Below are 16,288 nucleotides of genomic sequence, written 5' to 3' on the forward strand. Positions count from 1 at the left end.
ACAACAGCCAGCATGCGAAGGCACTGGGATCTGGCGGAAAAAGGCGCGCCAGGCGATACCTTGTGGATTTATTAATGCGCAAATCCAAGTTTCGCTAGAATGGGGCATCGCGCCCGGCGCCCACAGGAAACCGCATGCCATTGCAACACCATCTACAGTCCGCTTCCATGCGCATGCGGGAGGGCTTGAGCCTGAAAGGCGCTGCCGTCGCGCTGATCCTGGCCATGCACGTGCTGGGCCTGTATTTTCTGCTCCTGCCGCCGCGGCAACTCAAGCAATACACGGAAGTGGCTTTCATGACCTTGCTGCCGCCCCGGCCCACGCCGCAGGCGCCACCGATGGCCTTGCCTTTGCCCATGCCTGTGCCGCGCGCGCGGGTAACGGCGCCGCCCGCCGCGCCATCCGCCATCCTCGAACCATCTCCCGTGATAGTGGAAGCCATCACCGTACCGGCCGAAGAGCTTCCCGCCGTGCCGGCCACGGCCCCCTCGACGGCTGACTTGCGCACGCGCGCGCGGCTGGCCGCCGGCGCCGCCGACAAGGCCTTGCGTAGCGAGCTCAAGCAAGACCAGCCATGGCTGGCCTCTGCCGGCCTGAAGAGCGAAAGCACTTTCCAGAAACTGGTTGCCTCCGCCTGGCGCGGCGGCCCCGTCATCCGCGTGGAGGAATTCCTCACGGCCGATGGCCGGCCCGCCACGCGCGTCGTCAGTGCCGGCGGTGCCACGTGCTTTGGCATGGCCGAGAATCCCGGCTCTGGCGCCGACCCGGCCAGGACGGGCGGCAAGGTGAAACGCGTGCCTTGCCCGGGCTAAAGACCGCATTCGGCACAGGGTTATCACGGCGATTGCGGGGCAGTCATCCCCGGTAGGGCGTCAAATATGCTAAGTTGCGTCTGCAATTCATGTGACACGACCCAGGACGCCCATGCTCCCCGAACTCCTCATCCTCGCTCCCAGCCCGTCGGCTGCCGTCAACGCGCAGCTGGAACAGCAATATACCTGCCATCACGCCTGGCAAGTGCCGGCGCAGGAACGCCACGCCTGGCTGGCCGAACGGGCGCCGTCCATCCGCGCCGTTGTCACGACGGGCGCGCTGGGCTTGAACGCCACCGACATGGCCCTGTTACCAACGCTGGAAATCGTCGCCGTCAATGGCGTCGGACTCGATGGCGTGGCGCTGGACCTGGCGCGCGAGCGCGGCATCGCCGTCACCACCACGCCGAACGTGCTGACCGATGACGTGGCCGACGTGGCGCTGGCCTTGCTGCTGGCCAGCGCGCGGCATATCGTGGCGCTCGACCGATTCGTGCGCGATGGCGGCTGGGAACGCCGCGAAGCCATCGCCCCCGCGTCCAGCCTGCGCGGCAAGACGGCCGGCATCTTCGGTTTCGGCCAGATCGGCCAGGCCATCGCGCTGCGCCTGGCCGCCTTCGGTATCCACGTGCGCTACTTCCAGCCGCGCGCCATTGCCGGCACCAGCGTGCCGCGCGCCGAATCCCTGCTGGCCCTGGCGCAGGAAAGCGATTACCTGATCGTCTGCGCGCCGGGCACCCCGGCCACGCGCAAGATCATCGACCGCACCGTGCTCGACGCGCTGGGACCGCAAGGCACCCTGATCAATATCGCCCGTGGCGCCCTCATCGATGAAGAAGCCCTGATCGCTGCCTTGCAGGATGGCCACCTGGGCGCGGCCGGCCTCGACGTGTTTGCCGACGAGCCGAGGGTGCCTGCCGCCTTGCGCGCCTTGCCGAACGTGGTGCTGACGCCGCACGTGGGCAGCTTGACCGTGGAAACGCGCCATGCGATGGGGCAACTGGTGGTCGATAACCTGGCCGCGCACTTTGCCGGTTTGCCGCTATTGACGCCAGTAAAATGATAACGCCCGGGATGAACCGTTTTAATCAAGCATGAATGAAAGAGTAGCTATGGAATTGACAAAATCGCTGTTGCGCACGCGCGGCGGGCAGGACAGCGGCAAGGTGGGCATGATCGAGCTGTTCTTCGATCTCGTGTTCGTGTTTGCCGTGACGCAACTGTCGCACGGCTTGCTGGCGCACCTGAGCGCCATGGGCTGGCTGCAGACGGGGCTGCTGCTGATGGCCGTCTGGTGGGTGTGGATTTTCACGTCGTGGATCACCAACTGGCTCGACCCCGAGCGCATTCCCGTGCGCATCAGCCTGTTTGCGCTGATGCTGGGCGGCCTGATCATGTCCGCTTCGATCCCCGAGGCGTTCGGCACGCGGGGTCTGGCGTTCGCGGGCGCCTACGTCGCCATGCAGGTGGGGCGTCCCCTGTTCGCCTGGTGGGCCGTGCGCCATGAAGCGCTGTCGCGCCGCCGCAATTTCCAGCGCATCGCCCTGTGGGCCGTGTTGTCCGGTATCTTCTGGATCGCCGGCGGCGTCGCGTCGCCCGAGCAGCGCATCTTCTGGTGGGTGCTGGCACTGGCGATCGACCTGGCCGGTCCCTGGATGCAGTTCGGCCTGCCGGGCCTGGGCCGCTCGACGACGGCCGACTGGGATGTCGATGGCGGCCACATGGCCGAACGCTGCGGCCTGTTCGTCATCATCGCCCTCGGTGAATCGCTGCTGGTGACGGGTGCCACCTTCGCCGGCCTGGAATGGACGGCCAGCAACTGGCTGGGCTTCCTGTCGGCCCTGGTCGGCAGCATCGCCATGTGGTGGATCTACTTCGACACGGGCGCCGAGGCGGGTCACCACCGCATCGCCCACTCGAAAGACCCGGGCCGCATCGCCCGCAAGGCTTACACGTATATCCACGTGCTGATCGTGGGCGGCGTGATCGTTTCCGCCGTGGCCGATGAGCTGGCCCTCGTGCATCCGGACGAGGCGAGCTTCGCCGGCATCAGCGCCTTGCTGGGCGGCCCGATCCTGTATTTGCTGGGCAATGCGCTGTTCAAATGGGTCAGCAGCGAGCGCGCCGCGCCGCCGCTGTCGCATCTGCTGGGCATCCTGATCATCCTGGCGCTGATCCCGATGGCGTATGGACGGCTGTATGCGCCCCTGACCCTGGCCTGCATCACCAGCTGCGTGCTGGTATTGGTGGCCGTGTGGGAACATATGGCGCTGCGCCGTCCGCCACCGGATATCGATCCCTGACGTCGGTTTTCCCTCAGCCGGGCGGCGTGATGTCGTCCGGATCGCTGCGCGCATCGAGCTGCAGTTGCAGGAATGCCAGGTCCAGCCAGGCGCCGAACTTGGTGCCCACCTGGCGCATCAAGCCCACTTCCTCGAAGCCCAGCTGCTTGTGCAGGGCGATCGAGCCGGCATTGCCCGCTTCGATACCCGCCACCATCACGTGCTTGCCCAAGCCGCGCGCCCGCGCGATCAATTCCACCATCAAGGCCTTGCCGACACCGGCGCCGCGGCGATCGGCGCGCACATACACGGAATGCTCGACCGTATGGCGAAAACCCTCGAACGGGCGCCAGTCGCCAAACGCGGCGTAGCCAGCGACATTTCCTTCCGCATCGATGGCGACCAGCACGGGATAGCCGGCCCGCTGGCGGTCGGCCAGCCAGGCGGCGCGGTTGGCCGCATCGACCGTCCGTTCATTCCAGATGGCCAGGGTATGGCTGACGGCATCGTTGTAGATGGCCGTGATGGCCTCGATGTCGCCCGCATGGGCATCGCGTACCTGCATGTTGCTCTCCTTCCTAGTCGTCCACTATAATGGACAAATCATAGATTGCCTCTCACGCCTTGTCCAATAAAATCCGAATGAAAGCCGGAATGAAATCCAATATATGTCCACTAAACCAGACGAATTGAACCAGCGCATCGGCGCCAGGGTGCGCCTCGAGCGGGAAAACCTGGGCTGGTCGCTGACGGAACTGGCGGCCCGCTCGGGCGTATCGCGCGCGATGGTGCACAAGGTGGAGCGGGGCGACTGCAGCCCCACGGCCACCTTGCTGGCGCGCCTGTCGGGCGCCTTCGAGCTGAGCATGTCCGAACTGATCGCCCGCGCCGAGATGCGTGCGGGGCGCTTGCTGCGCAAGGCTGAACAACCCGTGTGGATCGACCCGCAGAGCGGCTATGTGCGGCGGCACGTGTCGCCCGCGTCCGACATGCCGCTCGACCTCGTGCACATTAGCTTGCCGCCGGGCGCCGTGGTGGCCATGCCGGCCGCCGCCTATGTGGCGCGGCGGCAACTCATATGGTCGCTCAGCGGCAGCCTCGTCTTCCTTGAAGGGGAGACCCGCCACGTGCTGGACGAGGGCGATTGCCTGGAACTGGGGCCGCCGGCCGACTGCGTGTTCAGCAATGAAACGGCCACCGCCTGCACCTACGCCGTGGCCGTATTGAAGAATGGCTGAAGTCAAGCCAGCGCCGCGGCGCGCAGCTGGGCAATGAAGGCGCGCGCGGCGGGCGCCTGTTCGTGGCGGCGGAAGGCCACGGCGATTTCCGAGCTGATCTGCGGCCCTGCCAGTTCGCGGAACACCACGCCGGGCAATTGCACGCTGGCCATCACCGAATGGGGCACGATGGCGCAACCCACGCCCAGCGACACTTCCGTCAGCACGGCCACCAGGCTGCCGGGGCGCGATACCACCTGCGCCGCAAAACCGCCGCGCCGGCTCGCTTCCAAGGTTCCCAATTCCTGTTCCGGCACGATGAATGCTTGCTGCGCCAGCGCGGCCGGCACCGCCACATCCAACAGGGCCAATGGGCTGTCGGCCTGCACGGCCAGCACGAAGCGGTCGCGCAGCAAGACCACGCTGTCCAGTCCGTCCGGCAAGCGCAGGGGCGGGCGCACGAAGGCCAGGTCGACGCGGCCCTGGTCCAGCAGGCCGGGTAGGGTATCCATCGCGTATTCGCGCGCACCGATGTGGATGCCGGGGTGGCTGGCGCGAAAGCGGGCAAACTGGTCTTGCAGCACGCCTGAGTAAGCTGCTGATGCGACATAGCCGATTTCCAGGCGTCCCAGTTCGCCCCGTCCCGCGCGCCGCGCCACTTCCTGCGCCTGCGCCAGCTGTGCCAGCGCGCGCGCAGCCTCGATGACGAACAATTCCCCGGCGGCCGTCAGGGCCACGGCGCGCTTGCTGCGCTGGAATAAACGCGTGCCCAGCAGCTGTTCCGTTTCCTGCACCTGCTTGGTCAGCGCGGGCGGCGAAATGCCCAGTTCCGCGGCGGCCCGCGCGAAGTGCAGGCTGTGCGCCACGGCCAGCACGCAGCGGAAATGCCGCAATTCCATGTCTTTGTCTGTATTCACCATCAGTGAATTATAAGGCGATCATCTTATAACAGGAAATAATACAAGCCTGCTTACAATCGAGGCATGAAGAATACCAACTGGACCTTATATACGTGCTCGGGCGTGTGCGCCCTGATCATGCTCGACACCAACGTCGTGGCCGTCTCCTTGCCCTCGATCGCCCGCTCGCTGAACGCCAGCTTCGTCGACGTGGAATGGGTAGTCAGCGCCTACATGCTGGCGTTCGCCTCGTTCCTGTTGCCCGCCGGCAGTATCGCCGACCGCCTGGGACGGCGCAGGGTGATGCTGTTCGGTCTGGCCGTGTTCGCGCTGGCGTCCCTGCTGTGCGGCCTGGCGTGGACGCCGTTCGTGCTCAACGTGGCGCGCGCCGTCAAGGGCCTCGGTGCCGCGCTGCTGCTGACCTCCGCGCTGGCCGTCATCGGCCACACCTTTCATGCGGAAAAGGAGAGGGCGCGCGCCTGGTCCGTGTGGGGCGCGGCCATGGGCGTGGCCATGACGGTGGCGCCCCTCTTGGGCGGTCTGATCACGAGCGCCATCAACTGGCGCTGGATTTTCTACCTGAACCTGCCCGTCGTCGCCATCCTGATGTGGCTGGTGCAGCGCCATGTGGAGGAATCGAAGGACGCGTCCAACGCCAGCTTCGACCCGCTCGGCGCGGCATTATTCTCCGCCGGCCTGTTCTGCATCATCTGGGGCCTGATCGACGCCAGCGTGGCGGGCTGGTCCAGCCGCGCCACCGTGCTGCGCTTTGTCGCGGGTGCGGCGCTGCTGGCCGTGTTCGTGCTGGTGGAGCGGCGCCAGCGTGCCCCGATGGTCGATTTATCCCTGTTTGGCCGCCGCGTGTTCGTCGGCGCCGTGCTGGGCATGTTTGGCTATGCCATCGCCGCGCAGGTGATGATGACCTTTTTACCCCTGTATCTGCAGAACGCCTTCGGTTTTTCCGCCGTGCTGGCCGGCTGCGCCATGCTGCCGTTTGCCGTCGCCATGGTGGTGCTGTCGCGGCTGGCGCCACGCGCCATGCGCCATCTGGACGACCGCGGCATTCTGGTGACGGGCTTGCTGATCGTCGCTGTCGGCAACGTGGCCACAGCCTTTGCCGCCGCCAGCCTGCAGTATGGCTGGGTGGCGGCTGGCATGATTGTCACGGGCGCGGGGGCGGGATTGCTCAATGGCACGACACAAAAGGCCATCCTGGCCTGCATCCCGCGCGAGCGCACGGGCATGGGCTCCGGCATCAGCACCACCACGCGCTTTGTCGGCATCGTGCTGGCCGTGGGCGCGCTGGGCGCCGTGCTGGCCATGCGCACGGCCACCTCGTTCGAGAAGCTGGCGTGGCTGCACGGCCTGAAGGCGTCGCCCGAGATGATCGGCCGCATCGTCGCCGGCAATGCGGCCGAGGCCTTCGGCCAGCTGCCGCCCGCCATGCAGGCCGTGGCGCAGGAAGCGGCGCGGCACGCCTTCATCGATGGCTTTGCCAGCGTGCTGTACCTGGCTGGCGGACTGGCGGCCACGGTGGCGGCGCTGGTGTTCGTGCTGGCGCGGCCGCTGGAAAAATTGTAACTGTTCAGCAATATTCAGGTACACGGCCTCTGCTTGTAATATGATGCCATCGAGCAATACATGGCAATCATATAACTACCGCGGGAATTGCATGCGCAGAAAACGCATTATCGTCACGAGCGTGCTGGTCGCAGTCATCGGCGTGGCCGCGCCCCTGAGCCTGGCCTTCTATCTGTCGTCCGTGCGCGCCGAGCAGGGCGAGCAGGAACGCCTGCGCCTGCTGGCCGGCTACGCGCTCGAACGCGCCCACCGGTCGATCGCCTCGGCCAGCATGGCCCTGCGCAGCGCCGATGCGCTGGACCTGGCGCCGTGTTCGGAAGCCCATATCCAGCAATTGCGCCGCATCACCATCACCACGCGCAGCATCGACGATATCGGCTATGTGGAAAACGGCTTGCTCAAGTGCACCTCGACCGGACTCGAGGAAGAGCGCATCGCCATCACGCCCGCCGACTTCACGCTGGACAATGGCATGGGCATCGATTTCAACCTGCGCCCCGTCGTCAGCGGCGGCAAGCGCATGGTGGGACTGACTTACCGCGCCTATAAAGTGCTGATCGATCCCGTGCGCTTTTCCGACGTCATTGTCGACAGCGACATCCAGATAGCCGTGGCCATCGGCAAGGAAGGCGTGCTCGACACCTTGCACCATCCGGACCCAGCGCAGGTGCAAGCCTTGCTTGCCGGCCTGCCGGCGGCGGACGGCGCCACTCCGGATGACAGCATCCATGCGATGCTGTACCGCGATGGCTTGACGGCCGTCATGATCGAGCCACGTAGCAAGCTGAACGACAGGCTGCGGCGCGAACAGCTGCTGCTCTTGCCGCTGGGCCTGCTGATGGCCGCCTTCATCGTCGGCATCGTCGTGTGGCTGTCGCGACGCCGCCTGTCGCTGATGGGAGAATTGCGCATCGCCATCGACCGGCGCGAATTCTTTGTCCATTATCAACCCATCATCGCGCTCGATACGGGCGTGTGCGTGGGCGCCGAGGCGCTGATACGCTGGCGCCGTCCCGACGGCAGCATGATACGGCCCGACCTGTTCATTCCCGTGGCCGAGGAAGGCGAGCTGATTCTGCCCATCACGGACCAGGTCATCGATTGCGTCATCGCCGACATGCGCGCCGCGCTGCTGGCCGACCGCGAACTGCACATCGCCATCAACCTGTGCGCCAGCGATATCGAAACGGGCCGGGTGCTCGACGTGCTGGAACGCGCGCTGGACGGTAGCGGCATCGAGGCGCAGCAGATCTGGCTGGAAGCGACGGAGCGGGGTTTCATCAACGTGGAAGCGGCCCGCGCCACCATCGAAAAGGCCAGAGCCCGCGGCCATGCCGTGGCCATCGACGACTTCGGCACCGGCTATTCCAGCCTGTCGAGCCTGCAAAACCTGCCGCTCGATGCCTTGAAAATCGACAAATCGTTTGTCGACACCATCGGCACGGATGCGGCCACCAGCAGCGTCACGCCGCACATCATCGACATGGCCCGCACCTTGAACATGCTGATCGTGGCCGAAGGCATCGAAACGCAGCAGCAAGCCGATTATCTGCTGGAACGCAAAGTCGAATTCGGCCAGGGCTGGCTGTTTGCGAAAGCGCTGCCGGCCGCCGAATTCCTCGCCTTCTACGGGGCGCGCCGCGCGCCATCTTCCACATGAAGCAGCCACGTTTTCCCTACCCATTGCAGCCGCTGCGCGTACCGGGCGGCTGGCACATCACCGTCAACACCCTGTTCGAATTGGCCCCGGGTCCGGAGACCATGCAGTGGTTCAGCAGCGCGCTGCTGCTGTGGGGCAGCTGCCGCGACACGGGTTACTGCTTCAATTCGCATTTTGAACCTGAGGACGATCCGCAAGGCGAATTCGTGCTGGAGATGGGCAAGGTGGAATACGACCGGCACGGCAAGATCGTCCAGGGCAGCGACGCCTTCCTCGGCGAGTTTCGCACGCGCAGCAAGGCGGCGTTTGTCGCCCGGGTCGAGCAATTCATGCAAGACCCGGCAGCCTGAGTTTTACGGTTTGCGCGGCAAGACGACGTCCTGTCCGCCTTGCTTGAGGACGGCGCTGGCGATCTTGCCCGCGGCATCACGGGTAAATGCCAGGTCCGCGTCGATGGCGCGGAAGAAAAATTGGTCTTTCGCGCTGGCAAACAAGGGAGCGGAACCGACGCCCGTGCCGGCCGCTTCCAAGCCATGCTTGCCCAAGGTCACCGTCAACGTGAATTTCTTGTCCAGCGGATACTCGCCCACATACTCGGCCAGCGCGGCGCGCGGCACTTCGATGGCGGCTTGCGGCTTTTTCAGCGGCGGCAGGGGCGTGCCGGGCAGCAGGGCGGACAAGCCCAGCGCATCGACGTCGCGCGCCGTGTTCGTCAGCACCACCACGCCCCGCTTGCCGTCCGTCGTAAACGCCGCGTAGCTGGCGTAGCCGCCCGTCTGGCCGCTGTGCCAGGCGTATGCATGGTCCTGTTGCTGCTCCAGCAGCCAGGCCAGGCCGATTTTCGTATCGCTATCGGGCGCCAGCGGCAGCTGCGGCTTGATCGCCAGCACATACGGGCGCAGCGGCCTGTGCATGTACGCTTGCAGGTAGGCGACCATGTCGCGCGCGCTCGAATACACGCCGCCGGCCGGCGCCACCACATTCAAATCCCAGGCGGGCGTAAGCTCGCCCGACAGCAGGTGGCCGGGCGCCAGGCGCGCCAGCATGCCGGCCGAAGGCGTGTTCGTGGTGGAACGCATGCCCAGCGGCACGGCGATGCGCGAGTGCAGCAGGGCTTCATAGCTGGTGCCGGCCTGTGCGGCCAGGGCCGTGCCCAGCACGGCATAGCCGATGTTCGAATAGTCAAATGCCGTGCCCGGCGCGTGGGGCAGGTGGTAGGCGGCAAGAAACTGCCGCTGTTTTTCTGCCGTGTAATCGGCATACGGATTGGCCGGGTCCTTCGGCACGAAGTTGTCGGGCAGGCGCGGCAGCGAGGAATAATGCGTGGCCAGGTCGAGCAGGCTGATCGTCTTGCCGTCGAAGGCAGGCACGGTATAGCCCGGCAATAATGCCGCCACCGGCTCGTCGAGTTTCACCTTGCCTTCGACGACGGCATCGGCCAGCAGCAAGCTCGTCATGGTCTTGGTAATGGAACCGATCTGGTAGACGGTATCGGCGCCCGGCTTGGCGCTCTTGCCGGCATGAATGCTGCCAAAGCCGTAGACGGCGCTGTCCTTGCCGTCGATCACGGCAATGACGATGCTGGCGTGCATGCCCGTGCGCGTCAGCTCTTCCGCGCGCTGGCGCACGGCGTTGTCCAGGGCAGGGGCGGCAAGTGCGGCGCTGCTGGCGAGGCAAAGGGGAAGAAGGGCGAAAGTGGGTGTCATGGGGAAACCTTGTCCAGAGTGGATCGAATGCACGCCGGTGCCTGGATAAGGTCTCTGGCATGCCTGCTGAAGGATACGGCCCCAACATGAAGGCTGCCTGAGTTTTATGGCTGTCGGTATGGCAAGGCTTGCGCTTGCTCAATGTTCAGCCAGCGGCGCTTCCAGCAGGCAGGCCAGCTGCGCGCGCATGCCGCTGGCCATGCTTTGCAGTAATTCGCCGCGCCGGCGCGCGTCGGCCCGTTTCTTCGACGGCACGTCGGCCAGGTCCGGCACCCGATAGGGAGCGCAGGGCAGGTGATAATTGCCGTCGCGCATGCGCAAGGCGTGCAATTCCTGCCATGCCAAGTCGTAGTCGGCGGCGATATGGCGCCGGCGCCGGGCATTCAGGGCGATGCGGTTGTCATTGCTGATCAAAAACACGTTATTGCAGGCAAAAAAATCGCCGAAATCGCGCAAGGCCGTCACCATCAGGTTTTTCGGGCGGCAACCGTGCAGCGCCCGCGTGGCCTCCTTGACGGCCAGCTTGCCCGCTTCCGAGCGCAAGCCTTGCAGCGCGCCCAGCTGCAAGGACACGCCATCGGCGCGTGGCACGAACAAAAAGCTGGCCAGGTAGAAGGGTTGGCCATCGCGCGTCAGGCGAAGGCACAGTTCGCCTTCGCGGTAGCTGTCGTGGATGGCCGTCAGCTGCAGGCGGTACAGCGCCGCATCCTTGCCTTCGAACGCGGCCAGCACGACGGGCTGGCGCGCGGCCCGCTCGACCAGCGCGCGGGCGCCCGCTTGCCACAGGAAGCGGTAATGCCCTTCCAGCAAGGCCAGGCGATCCGTGCAACCGAGCTGGCGCGATGCGTACGGGCGGTAAATCTTGAAGCGCAAACAAGGATGCAATTGCGCCAGGGAACTCAAGCCGGGCATGCTGCCCAGGAAGGCTTGCCAGCGCGTGCGCTGGCGGGGAAAGAAGAGGGCGCCCAGCGCCGCTTTCAGGCGGTGTCCGCTGGCAGGGTGTGGCAGGGCGGCGCCGTGGCGCAGGGGTAAAGCGATGTCATTCATGGTTCAGCCGGAAAATGGCAGGCGCTGCACAATGAGAGCCTTGCCAATCTGAATGCTACGTGGGCCAGGTGAATTTCATATTAAGAAACCTGATGCCGGCCCACCCGTGGCCAACATTTAGAGGATGACAACTAAATCATTGCCCGCCGGCGACACGGGCTTTATTCTGCTTGCCTGATTAATCACTGAGGCGCCCATGAATCACCGCCAATTGCTTGCCATTCCCATGCTGGCCGCCGCACTGGGCGCCCAGGCGCAAGACCGCACGGCCGATCCCCTGGGGCCCCTGGCGCAATGCATCAACCGCAGCCAATTCCAGTTCAGGCAGCAGGACCGCTTGCCCGCGCACGTGACGACGCGCAGCGTCAAGCTGGCAACGGGAGAGGGCCAGGTCTCGGTGGCCGATGGCTACCGGCTGATGTTGTTCCACAAGAGCAGCTTGCCGTTCGTGAATCTGAAGATCGAACGCAGCGCCGAAGGCAGGTTTGCCGCCGACCGCGACACCATCGTGGCGCAAATGCAGCACATGTCAGCCACTAGCAAGCCGCCACAGCTGGTGCCGCTGGAAACGGACACGCGCCAGGGCGTGGAAGTGCTAGGATTGAATAACCCGAATATCACGCAATCGTCCGGCGTGATCAGTCTGTACACGCTGCTGCATGACGCCAGTGGGACGGTCGCTACCGCCTATCTGCTCAATCAGCCGGCAGACAAGCGGGAATTCGCGACGGATGCGCAGTACCAGGCCTTGCGCGACCAGTTCATCGCTACGCTGGTCGCCTGCATGGCCAGCCCTGCGCAGTAAGGCGTGTGCGCATTGAAGGAGATGCCAGCCATGAAAAAAGCAGAACCGGGCACGCCGCCCCATGAAGAGGCGACCAACACCGCATCGGCCGCCAGCCAGATCGATGCGAAAATCGCCTCGCTGGCGGACTGGCGCGGCAAAACCCTCGCCAGCGTGCGCGCGCTGATACGCCAGGCGGATCCTGAAGTGGTCGAGGAAATCAAATGGCGCGGCGTGCCCGTCTGGTCGCATGCGGGCATGATTTGCACGGGCGAAACCTATAAATTGGCCGTGAAACTCACCTTCGCCAAGGGCGCCGTCTTGCCCGACCCGGCCGGCCTGTTCAATGCCAGCCTGGACGGCAACACGCGCCGGGCCATCGACCTGCACGAAGGCGCCCACCTCGATACCGCGGCATTCAAGGCGCTGATACGCGCCGCCGTGGCGCTGAATACGGCGCCGAAACCAAAACGGAATTCTACTTGAGACATTATCTGTATATCTGGCACGATCCGGCCGAGCGCATGTTGGTCGCTTCCGGCATCGAATTCAAGGATTTTATTCCTGCCCTCGGCAAGGCTGGCGGCATCGTGCTGCGCAAGGGCAGCGCCGGGACGGCCAGGAAACCTGCCAGCTACCAGACCTTGGCGCGGCAGCAATTGCCAGCCCTGGTGCAGGAAGATATCTCTGCCTGCGGCAGCCATGCCTGGGCCGATTGGCAGGGCATGCCGCCCGCTTCCCCGGATACAGGCGTGGCCGCGATGCTGGACCACCGTGGCGCGCTCGCGCCGCTGCCAGCCTTGCGCAGCCGCTTTCTCGCCTTTGCCCACGACGACGGCTGGTATCTGAAACTGTCGTATGCGGCATGGGACGAGGTGGCGGCTTTGCTTGCCGGCGCCATCCCACCGGCCTTGGGCACGCTCGATATGGATGCGCTGCGACGGGGAGGCGACGCTTATTGGCTGCAAGACGGCGTGGTCCAGGTCGAGCTGAAAACCCACGATATCGACAGCGTGCTGAACCGCCGCCTGTAAGGAATGGATAGTACGCCAGCCATGTGCCTGATTCGCCCCTACGCCAGCACGGACATGCAGTCCTGCACCGCCATCCTGGCCCTGGCCGGGCACGACGCCTTCGGCCCTGTCGCCGGCAGCGCCACTTTCACGACGGCAACGCAGGGCGAAGAGCTCCTCGTTGCTGAATGCGGCGGCATCGTCACCGGTTTTGCCGCCGTGTACACGGGCGACGCCCCCGATTACTTCCTGCACCACCTGTACGTGCACCCGGCGCACAGCGGCATGGGCATCGGCGCACAACTGCTGGCGGCCGTCGTGGCGCGCTTCGGTCCCCGTCTGAGCCTGAAGACGCAGCTGGCCAATACGGGCGCGCGGCGCTTTTATGCGCGCGCGGGCTGGGTCGAAGATGCGGAAGACAGCGGCGTGGACGCCATCGGCGCGTGGATACGGGTGCGCTACCGGCAGTGAGGCATGCTGCGCATACTCGTCGCCGTCCGCCGTCATGGGATAGGCGAAATAATGTGGCAGGCCTTGAAAGCTGGCGATGCCCGTCCTGGTGCCATCATTTAGAGCCCAGGCTATTGGACGGGCTCAAACATCACGCTTTGCTATCCATAAGCAGGGCCAGCCTTGCCGCCATGCCGGCATTGTCGCGCAGCAAACCATCTCTCTCCTGCGCCAATGCTTCCATTTTCTGCTGCGATGCTTGCCCATTTTCCGCCAGCATGTCGAGCTGCCGGTCTTGCGCGGCCAGCGCCACCTTGGCGTCGTTCAGCGCCAGCAGGGCCGTATCGAGCTTGGCAAGCAGGGCATCGGCCGACGCGGCCGCCTGCAGATACTGAAATTCGAACTGGTCGCGCTCGGGGCGTACGGTGGCTAGTGCTTCGCGGTCTGCCGCCGCGTCGTCAGCAAGGCGCGCGTGTTCCGCCTGCAACTGCGCCAGGCGCATGTCCTGTTGCACCAAGGTCGCTTGCTGTCCCTGCAAACGCTGCTGCAGCTGCGCGTTGTCCTGTTCCAGCCGGCTGATTTGTTGCTGCGCCTGCGCCCGTTCCTCGCTGCGTTGCGCGGCGGCCGCTTCCTGGTAATGGTCGAACTGCGAGCGCACCTGCGCCAACTGGCGGTTCAGGGCCGCGATTTCCTCGCCCCGGTCGGCCAGCCGTTGCGTCAAGCCTGCGTTATCGCTGTGCAAGGTAGCCAGGGTGACGGCGCGGAAATGGTGCTCTTCCTTCAATTGCGCCAGCGCATGCTGGGTGGCGCGCAATTCCTGGGTGAGGGCGGCGCGCGCCTCCGTCAGTTTCAAGCGTTCGTTTTCCGTCTTCTTCAGTTGCGCCAAAGCCGCGTCGAGTTCCGCGCGGTTCTGCTGCATGCCCGTTTCCAGCTGCTGCGCCACGTCGCGCTGCTGCTTCTCATAGACGCCGCGCATCGCCTCCATCAGCTCGGCCGGCAAGCCTGCCTCCGTTTTCACGGCGCCCGCGCCCTGGAACTCTTCCTTCCAGCGCTTCAACAGGGGAGCGATGGTGCTCTTGCTGCCCGTGCTGCCCAGCGCTTCGCGCACGCTGTCGACCGTGGGATTGCGCCCATCGGCCGCGACGATTTGGGCTGCTTTCATAACATCAGAGTACAGAATGCCGGTACGGGCCATAAAACCACCTATGAGCGAAATTTAGTAACGTATTACATGATACGTAATATTGGATAATGTTACGATATAAATTTTCATGATTTTTGTAAAATATAAGTCTCGATAAGATTGCTTATCGCGGGTTATGGGGGTGGTTTGCATGGTATTCTGCGTATTTCCCAGTACACCAGCCCGATTTCAGCGACTCCATGCCCGATTTGCCCCTTTCCAAACGCCGTGTCTCCGCGCCCAAAAGCGCCGCCTTGGCTCCTGTGCCGTTACACGGCGCCCTGATCGATGCCGAGCTGGCCGCGCGTCACCAGGCGTTTCTTGCCGCCGCCACGTCCGACAACACGCGCCGCACCTACCGTTCCGCCATCCGCCACTTCCAGGCCTGGGGCGGGGCGTTGCCCGCCGACGAGTCCACCGTCATCCGCTATCTGTTGGCATATGCGGACAGCCTGAACGCGCGCACCCTGGCCCTGCGCCTGACAGCCCTGTCGCAATGGCATGTGTACCAGGGCTTTGCCGACCCTGCGTCCACGCCCACCGTGCGCAAGACCCTGGCCGGCATCGCCCGCCTGCACGGCAAGCCGAAGAAGAAGGCCAAGGCCCTGCCGCTGGAAGACCTGGAGCTGATCGTCGCCAGGCTGGCCGCGCTGGGCAGCGTCAAGGCCTTGCGCGACAGCGCCTTGCTGCAACTGGGATTTTTTGGCGGTTTTCGCCGCAGCGAACTGGTGGGATTGACTGTGGAAGACGTGAGCTGGGAGCCGCAGGGCATGGTGATCACCCTGCCACGCTCGAAAACGGACCAGCTGGGCGAGGGCATCGTCAAGGCGATCCCGTTCGGCGACGGCGTCTGTTGTCCGGCCACGGCCTTGCGCGCCTGGCTGGCCGCGGCGCACATCCGCACGGGGCCGCTATTGCGCACCGTGAATCAGTGGGGTCATGTGAGCGTGAAGGCGCTGCACGCGAGCAGCATCAACACGATACTCGAAGGCTGCGCCAGGCTGGCGGCGCTCGATTACGTGCCGGAATTGTCCAGCCACAGCCTGCGCCGCGGCATGGCCACCAGCGCGCACCGGGCCGGCGCCGATTTCCAGGCCATCAAGCGCCAGGGCGGCTGGCGCCACGACGGCACCGTGCATGGCTATATAGAAGAGGCGGGCCGCTTCGAGGAAAATGCGGCGGGGAGTTTGTTGAAGGCGAAGAGGAAGCCGGCGGGCTGAGGGCGCCTTGCAACCTCCGGTATTACGTAGATGCTACTTCGCTACGCTCCATTTCCAACTCGGTAGCGGAGCTTAATTGCGCCGCAATGAGAGCGCTCAGATCAACGTCCGCACCGCCGTCGGATACGTCCGCGCAGGTATCGATAATTAGCTGAAAACAGTTGTCGCGTATCTCCCGCGTGTCTAAATCCAGCGGCGGAGGCGCCAATAGCGCGATTTCCAGTCCAAGCGCGAAGGCGCGATACGCCGGGTATTCCTCGTATTTCCCTTCCTGGTCAGGCGAGAATCTGATGCCAAGTGCCTGGGCCAGAACGACAACAGTTGCTTCGAATGACAGCGTTGGTCGAATGTTCAGACAAGCCGTAAAATAGCTTCCACTTTGAAAATGGCGCATGCAACCTCTGGTGTAAATTTAAAATGCATGACCTCTTGCC

Annotated in this window: 18 protein-coding genes; 12 read left to right on the top strand and 6 right to left on the bottom strand. The window is 64.6% G+C overall.

Features of this window, described 5'->3' with window-relative positions; all coding sequences use genetic code 11:
• Nucleotides 1-134: 134 nt before the first annotated feature.
• The 3 genes from CSQ91_RS06565 (at nucleotide 135) to CSQ91_RS06575 (ending at nucleotide 3,115) form a co-directional block, all read left to right on the top strand.
• Nucleotides 135-812, top strand: a complete 678-nt coding sequence (locus CSQ91_RS06565) for a hypothetical protein (RefSeq protein WP_143450961.1) — start codon at nucleotides 135-137, stop codon at nucleotides 810-812.
• A 112-nt stretch (nucleotides 813-924) separates the two neighbouring features.
• Complete coding sequence (locus CSQ91_RS06570; RefSeq protein WP_099387747.1) at nucleotides 925-1,875, top strand: 2-hydroxyacid dehydrogenase; 951 nt, start codon at nucleotides 925-927, stop codon at nucleotides 1,873-1,875.
• A 55-nt stretch (nucleotides 1,876-1,930) separates the two neighbouring features.
• A complete protein-coding gene (locus CSQ91_RS06575; protein WP_370385423.1) occupies nucleotides 1,931-3,115 on the top strand; it encodes a low temperature requirement protein A in 1,185 nt (394 codons plus the stop codon).
• A 13-nt stretch (nucleotides 3,116-3,128) separates the two neighbouring features.
• Here the strand turns inward: CSQ91_RS06575 and CSQ91_RS06580 are convergent, their stop codons facing one another.
• The gene (locus CSQ91_RS06580; protein WP_099387748.1) at nucleotides 3,129-3,659 is read right to left on the bottom strand and encodes a GNAT family N-acetyltransferase; all 531 of its coding nucleotides are present in this window, start codon (nucleotides 3,657-3,659) and stop codon (nucleotides 3,129-3,131) included.
• A gap of 103 nt (nucleotides 3,660-3,762) precedes the next feature.
• On the opposite strand from CSQ91_RS06580, the gene CSQ91_RS06585 reads away from it, so the two are divergent.
• On the top strand, nucleotides 3,763-4,332 hold the full coding sequence (locus CSQ91_RS06585; protein ID WP_092604883.1) for an XRE family transcriptional regulator: 570 nt from the start codon (nucleotides 3,763-3,765) through the stop codon (nucleotides 4,330-4,332).
• Nucleotides 4,333-4,334: 2 nt separating this feature from the next.
• Here CSQ91_RS06585 and CSQ91_RS06590 read toward each other — a convergent pair whose 3' ends face one another.
• Nucleotides 4,335-5,231 (bottom strand): LysR family transcriptional regulator, encoded by an 897-nt coding sequence (locus CSQ91_RS06590; RefSeq protein ID WP_249936065.1) that lies wholly within the window; start codon nucleotides 5,229-5,231, stop codon nucleotides 4,335-4,337.
• 63 nt (nucleotides 5,232-5,294) lie between these two features.
• On the opposite strand from CSQ91_RS06590, the gene CSQ91_RS06595 reads away from it, so the two are divergent.
• From CSQ91_RS06595 to CSQ91_RS06605, 3 genes are all read left to right on the top strand, one after another.
• Nucleotides 5,295-6,791: an MFS transporter gene (locus CSQ91_RS06595; RefSeq protein WP_099387749.1), complete on the top strand. Its 1,497-nt coding sequence runs from the start codon at nucleotides 5,295-5,297 to the stop codon at nucleotides 6,789-6,791.
• A 91-nt stretch (nucleotides 6,792-6,882) separates the two neighbouring features.
• On the top strand, nucleotides 6,883-8,451 hold the full coding sequence (locus tag CSQ91_RS06600; RefSeq protein ID WP_099387750.1) for an EAL domain-containing protein: 1,569 nt from the start codon (nucleotides 6,883-6,885) through the stop codon (nucleotides 8,449-8,451).
• Nucleotides 8,448-8,801, top strand: coding sequence for a hypothetical protein (locus CSQ91_RS06605; RefSeq protein WP_143450962.1), 354 nt, complete (start codon nucleotides 8,448-8,450; stop codon nucleotides 8,799-8,801). Before CSQ91_RS06600 ends, CSQ91_RS06605 begins: the two co-directional genes overlap by 4 nt.
• A 3-nt stretch (nucleotides 8,802-8,804) precedes the next feature.
• Here CSQ91_RS06605 and CSQ91_RS06610 read toward each other — a convergent pair whose 3' ends face one another.
• Both CSQ91_RS06610 and CSQ91_RS06615 read right to left on the bottom strand, forming a co-directional pair.
• Nucleotides 8,805-10,157 (bottom strand): serine hydrolase, encoded by a 1,353-nt coding sequence (locus CSQ91_RS06610; RefSeq protein ID WP_099387752.1) that lies wholly within the window; start codon nucleotides 10,155-10,157, stop codon nucleotides 8,805-8,807.
• Nucleotides 10,158-10,295: 138 nt separating this feature from the next.
• Nucleotides 10,296-11,204, bottom strand: a complete 909-nt coding sequence (locus CSQ91_RS06615) for a VirK/YbjX family protein (RefSeq protein ID WP_052140583.1) — start codon at nucleotides 11,202-11,204, stop codon at nucleotides 10,296-10,298.
• A gap of 196 nt (nucleotides 11,205-11,400) precedes the next feature.
• On the opposite strand from CSQ91_RS06615, the gene CSQ91_RS06620 reads away from it, so the two are divergent.
• From CSQ91_RS06620 to CSQ91_RS06635, 4 genes are read left to right on the top strand one after another with little or no spacing between them, the layout of a single operon-like run.
• Complete coding sequence (locus CSQ91_RS06620) at nucleotides 11,401-12,009, top strand: hypothetical protein (protein WP_143450963.1); 609 nt, start codon at nucleotides 11,401-11,403, stop codon at nucleotides 12,007-12,009.
• A 30-nt stretch (nucleotides 12,010-12,039) separates the two neighbouring features.
• Nucleotides 12,040-12,474 carry a DUF1801 domain-containing protein gene (locus CSQ91_RS06625; RefSeq protein WP_099388591.1) on the top strand — a complete coding sequence of 145 codons (435 nt, stop codon included), beginning with the start codon at nucleotides 12,040-12,042 and terminating at the stop codon, nucleotides 12,472-12,474.
• On the top strand, nucleotides 12,471-13,022 hold the full coding sequence (locus CSQ91_RS06630; RefSeq protein WP_070279570.1) for a hypothetical protein: 552 nt from the start codon (nucleotides 12,471-12,473) through the stop codon (nucleotides 13,020-13,022). Before CSQ91_RS06625 ends, CSQ91_RS06630 begins: the two co-directional genes overlap by 4 nt.
• 54 nt (nucleotides 13,023-13,076) lie before the next feature.
• On the top strand, nucleotides 13,077-13,472 hold the full coding sequence (locus tag CSQ91_RS06635; RefSeq protein WP_180278360.1) for a GNAT family N-acetyltransferase: 396 nt from the start codon (nucleotides 13,077-13,079) through the stop codon (nucleotides 13,470-13,472).
• Nucleotides 13,473-13,602: 130 nt separating this feature from the next.
• Here the strand turns inward: CSQ91_RS06635 and CSQ91_RS06640 are convergent, their stop codons facing one another.
• A complete protein-coding gene (locus CSQ91_RS06640; RefSeq protein ID WP_257217240.1) occupies nucleotides 13,603-14,613 on the bottom strand; it encodes a DNA-binding protein in 1,011 nt (336 codons plus the stop codon).
• 284 nt (nucleotides 14,614-14,897) lie between these two features.
• Here CSQ91_RS06640 and CSQ91_RS06645 point away from each other — a divergent pair, with 284 nt between their 5' ends.
• Nucleotides 14,898-15,854, top strand: a complete 957-nt coding sequence (locus tag CSQ91_RS06645; RefSeq protein WP_230521626.1) for a tyrosine-type recombinase/integrase — start codon at nucleotides 14,898-14,900, stop codon at nucleotides 15,852-15,854.
• Nucleotides 15,855-15,876: 22 nt separating this feature from the next.
• Here CSQ91_RS06645 and CSQ91_RS06650 read toward each other — a convergent pair whose 3' ends face one another.
• Complete coding sequence (locus CSQ91_RS06650; RefSeq protein ID WP_099387757.1) at nucleotides 15,877-16,248, bottom strand: hypothetical protein; 372 nt, start codon at nucleotides 16,246-16,248, stop codon at nucleotides 15,877-15,879.
• Nucleotides 16,249-16,288 lie beyond the last annotated feature (40 nt).

Source organism: Janthinobacterium sp. BJB301 (assembly GCF_002735685.1).
GTDB lineage: Bacteria > Pseudomonadota > Gammaproteobacteria > Burkholderiales > Burkholderiaceae_D > Janthinobacterium > Janthinobacterium lividum.

What these genes read in the sequence shown, in the direction of transcription:
- CSQ91_RS06565 (WP_143450961.1), top strand. Translation starts at nt 135, where the DNA reads ATGCCATTGCAACACCATCTACAGTCCGCTTCCATGCGCATGCGGGAG.
- CSQ91_RS06570 (WP_099387747.1), top strand. Translation starts at nt 925, where the DNA reads ATGCTCCCCGAACTCCTCATCCTCGCTCCCAGCCCGTCGGCTGCCGTC.
- CSQ91_RS06580 (WP_099387748.1), bottom strand. Translation starts at nt 3,659, where the DNA reads ATGCAGGTACGCGATGCCCATGCGGGCGACATCGAGGCCATCACGGCC.
- CSQ91_RS06585 (WP_092604883.1), top strand. Translation starts at nt 3,763, where the DNA reads ATGTCCACTAAACCAGACGAATTGAACCAGCGCATCGGCGCCAGGGTG.
- CSQ91_RS06590 (WP_249936065.1), bottom strand. Translation starts at nt 5,231, where the DNA reads ATGGTGAATACAGACAAAGACATGGAATTGCGGCATTTCCGCTGCGTG.
- CSQ91_RS06595 (WP_099387749.1), top strand. Translation starts at nt 5,295, where the DNA reads ATGAAGAATACCAACTGGACCTTATATACGTGCTCGGGCGTGTGCGCC.
- CSQ91_RS06600 (WP_099387750.1), top strand. Translation starts at nt 6,883, where the DNA reads ATGCGCAGAAAACGCATTATCGTCACGAGCGTGCTGGTCGCAGTCATC.
- CSQ91_RS06605 (WP_143450962.1), top strand. Translation starts at nt 8,448, where the DNA reads ATGAAGCAGCCACGTTTTCCCTACCCATTGCAGCCGCTGCGCGTACCG.
- CSQ91_RS06610 (WP_099387752.1), bottom strand. Translation starts at nt 10,157, where the DNA reads ATGACACCCACTTTCGCCCTTCTTCCCCTTTGCCTCGCCAGCAGCGCC.
- CSQ91_RS06615 (WP_052140583.1), bottom strand. Translation starts at nt 11,204, where the DNA reads ATGAATGACATCGCTTTACCCCTGCGCCACGGCGCCGCCCTGCCACAC.
- CSQ91_RS06620 (WP_143450963.1), top strand. Translation starts at nt 11,401, where the DNA reads ATGAATCACCGCCAATTGCTTGCCATTCCCATGCTGGCCGCCGCACTG.
- CSQ91_RS06625 (WP_099388591.1), top strand. Translation starts at nt 12,040, where the DNA reads ATGAAAAAAGCAGAACCGGGCACGCCGCCCCATGAAGAGGCGACCAAC.
- CSQ91_RS06635 (WP_180278360.1), top strand. Translation starts at nt 13,077, where the DNA reads ATGCAGTCCTGCACCGCCATCCTGGCCCTGGCCGGGCACGACGCCTTC.
- CSQ91_RS06640 (WP_257217240.1), bottom strand. Translation starts at nt 14,613, where the DNA reads ATGAAAGCAGCCCAAATCGTCGCGGCCGATGGGCGCAATCCCACGGTC.
- CSQ91_RS06650 (WP_099387757.1), bottom strand. Translation starts at nt 16,248, where the DNA reads ATGCGCCATTTTCAAAGTGGAAGCTATTTTACGGCTTGTCTGAACATT.